At 66.9% G+C, this 2,019-nt stretch carries 4 protein-coding genes; 1 reads left to right on the forward strand and 3 read right to left on the reverse strand.

The window, feature by feature from the left end; all coding sequences use genetic code 11:
• The coding region (locus FNH05_RS36655; RefSeq protein WP_144593420.1) for a DUF4333 domain-containing protein at window positions 1-363 on the forward strand (363 nt) is incomplete at its 5' end.
• 109 nt (window positions 364-472) lie between these two features.
• Here the strand turns inward: FNH05_RS36655 and FNH05_RS36660 are convergent.
• The 3 genes from FNH05_RS36660 to FNH05_RS36670 form a co-directional block, all read right to left on the reverse strand.
• Window positions 473-769: a WXG100 family type VII secretion target gene (locus FNH05_RS36660; RefSeq protein ID WP_144593421.1), complete on the reverse strand. Its 297-nt coding sequence runs from the start codon at window positions 767-769 to the stop codon at window positions 473-475.
• Window positions 770-819: 50 nt separating this feature from the next.
• Window positions 820-1,137, reverse strand: a complete 318-nt coding sequence (locus FNH05_RS36665; protein ID WP_144593422.1) for a WXG100 family type VII secretion target — start codon at window positions 1,135-1,137, stop codon at window positions 820-822.
• Window positions 1,138-1,369: 232 nt separating this feature from the next.
• Window positions 1,370-2,019, reverse strand: a 650-nt coding sequence (locus FNH05_RS36670; protein ID WP_144593423.1) for a type VII secretion-associated protein, incomplete at its 5' end; no start/stop codon positions are given.

Genomic DNA, 2,019 nt, shown 5'->3' on the forward strand with positions numbered 1-2,019 from the left:
ACCTATGGCGGCCTCGGGGCCTTCGATGGCGGCGGCAAACCCAAGCGCGGCAAGAAGCCGTTGCTCATCGCCGCCGGTGTTGCCGTCGTCCTCGCCGCCGCCGGGGTCGGCGCCTGGCAGTCCGGCGCCTTCCGCGGCCCCGTGCTCGACCAGAAGTCCGTTCAGGACGGTGTGCAGACGGTGCTGCACGAGGCCTTCGGCGAGAGCGACGTGCGCGACGTCCACTGCCCCGAGGGCCAGCCGGCCAAGACCGGCACCACCTTCGAATGCACGGTCACGGTGGCAGGCCAACCGAAGAAGGTGGCCATCCGGGTGCTCAACGACCAGCCCCAGTTCGAGGTCGGCGCGCCGAAACAGGGCTGACCACGGCGCCGCCACGCGCCGGGCAGCCCGGTGCGTGGAGGCCGGTTCACGGCCCGGCAAAAGGAAAAAGGGCCCCGGCTGAAGCCGGGACCCTTCTCGGATGGCCTTGTCAGCCGCCGAACATCTTGGTGATGCCGGAGTCGGTCGACTGGTAGCCGTCGGCGATCTGCGGGAGCGCGGTCGCGATCCGGGCGAGCAGGCCCTTCATGTCCTCGAGCGAGCGGTTCCACTCGTCCTGCCGCTGGTGCCACGCATCCTGCGCGTCACCGGTCCAGCTGTCGGTCAGCGGCGCGATGTTCGACTTGAGCTGGTCGAACAGCGACTCGATCTCCCCGCCGGCCTTCTTGCAGTCGTCCGCCGCCTGGTGAATGGTGGCGTAATCAACCTTCATGGCACCGTCAGCCATTGTTTCCCTCCGATTCCGCTAAAAGCTATTGGTGAATGACCGGTGATGGTTTACAGACCTTCGAGGGCCGCCTGCAGCGAGCTGACCTGCTGCTGCACGTCCTGGTCCTGGGTCTCGTACTGCACACCGGAAGACTTCAGCATCTCGGCGATGTGCTCGAGCGCGTCGTTCAGCTTCTTGGACTTCTGTCCGAAGGCGTCCATGACCTCCTGGAAGACCCGCGCCGCCGGGCCCGACCAGCCGGCCTGGGTGGCCTCGATCTCGCTGGCCAGACGCTGCAGGTTCTGGTCCATCTGAAGCTTGGTCTCGTTCACCTTCTGGTGCGCGTCAGCGAACTGTGCCGGGTCACCGGTAAAACCGCCTGCCATCAGAGGTTACCCCCTTCGTTAGTGGTGTTATCCGCACTGCTTTGTGGGTACGGACCTACGACGAAGACGATGCCATGGTTGGTTCCGCCTTGTCCTGCTTTGCCGGGAAGTAGTTGCGAGAGTGAATGCCCGACCGCGGAACCGGCCGGAAAACGGGCCCCCGAAGCGACGAAAGCGCTTCCGGGGGCCCGCCGGGGAAGGCCGGAGTGCCCGCACGGACACTCCGGCGCACTCAACCGGTGATCTGCAGGGTCCGCACGATCTGCTCGCACGCCGAGGCGACGCGGTCGTGCACGGACTGCGTGGCGTACTGGCAGCCCACGTTCACCTGCACCATGCCCTTGGCGACCACATACCAGTCGATCGGACCGTAGTCGCCTGCCTGGCGGTAGGCGATGACCTTCCGGCCGCCGAAGGTCGCGTCGGCGCTGAAACCGCTGTAGGTCGGGCCCGCCTTCTGCGCCTGGCTTCGCAGATCGTCGGCCAGTCGCTGGGGATTCGCCGACACGTCGTAGCCCAGCGAGTACTCCTGCACGGAAATGGCGTCGTTGGCCGCGGAGCCGTCACTCGGTTTGAGCAGCGTTTCGCGGTACTGCGCCTGCCCGCCGGTCTGGGTCCAGTCCTGTGGCGCGGAGAACTGGTAGTGGTACTGGGCCACCACCTTCCCGTTCTGCGCGTTCCCGTTCTGGACACCGCTGTTCTGGGCGATGGTGTTCCTCGTATCGCCGTTCTGCGTGCCCTCGTCCTTGTTCAGCACGAAGATCAGGCCGGCGACGGCGGCCACCACCACGACCGGCGCGCCACCGACGATCCACGGCAGCCTGCGCGACCTGCCAGGACGCTCGGGCGGAGGCGGCGGTATCGGGGTGGTCGCGGCGGGAA

The sequence above is a fragment of the Amycolatopsis rhizosphaerae genome, from assembly GCF_007713715.1.
In the GTDB taxonomy this organism is placed as follows: Bacteria; Actinomycetota; Actinomycetes; order Mycobacteriales; family Pseudonocardiaceae; genus Amycolatopsis_E; species Amycolatopsis_E rhizosphaerae.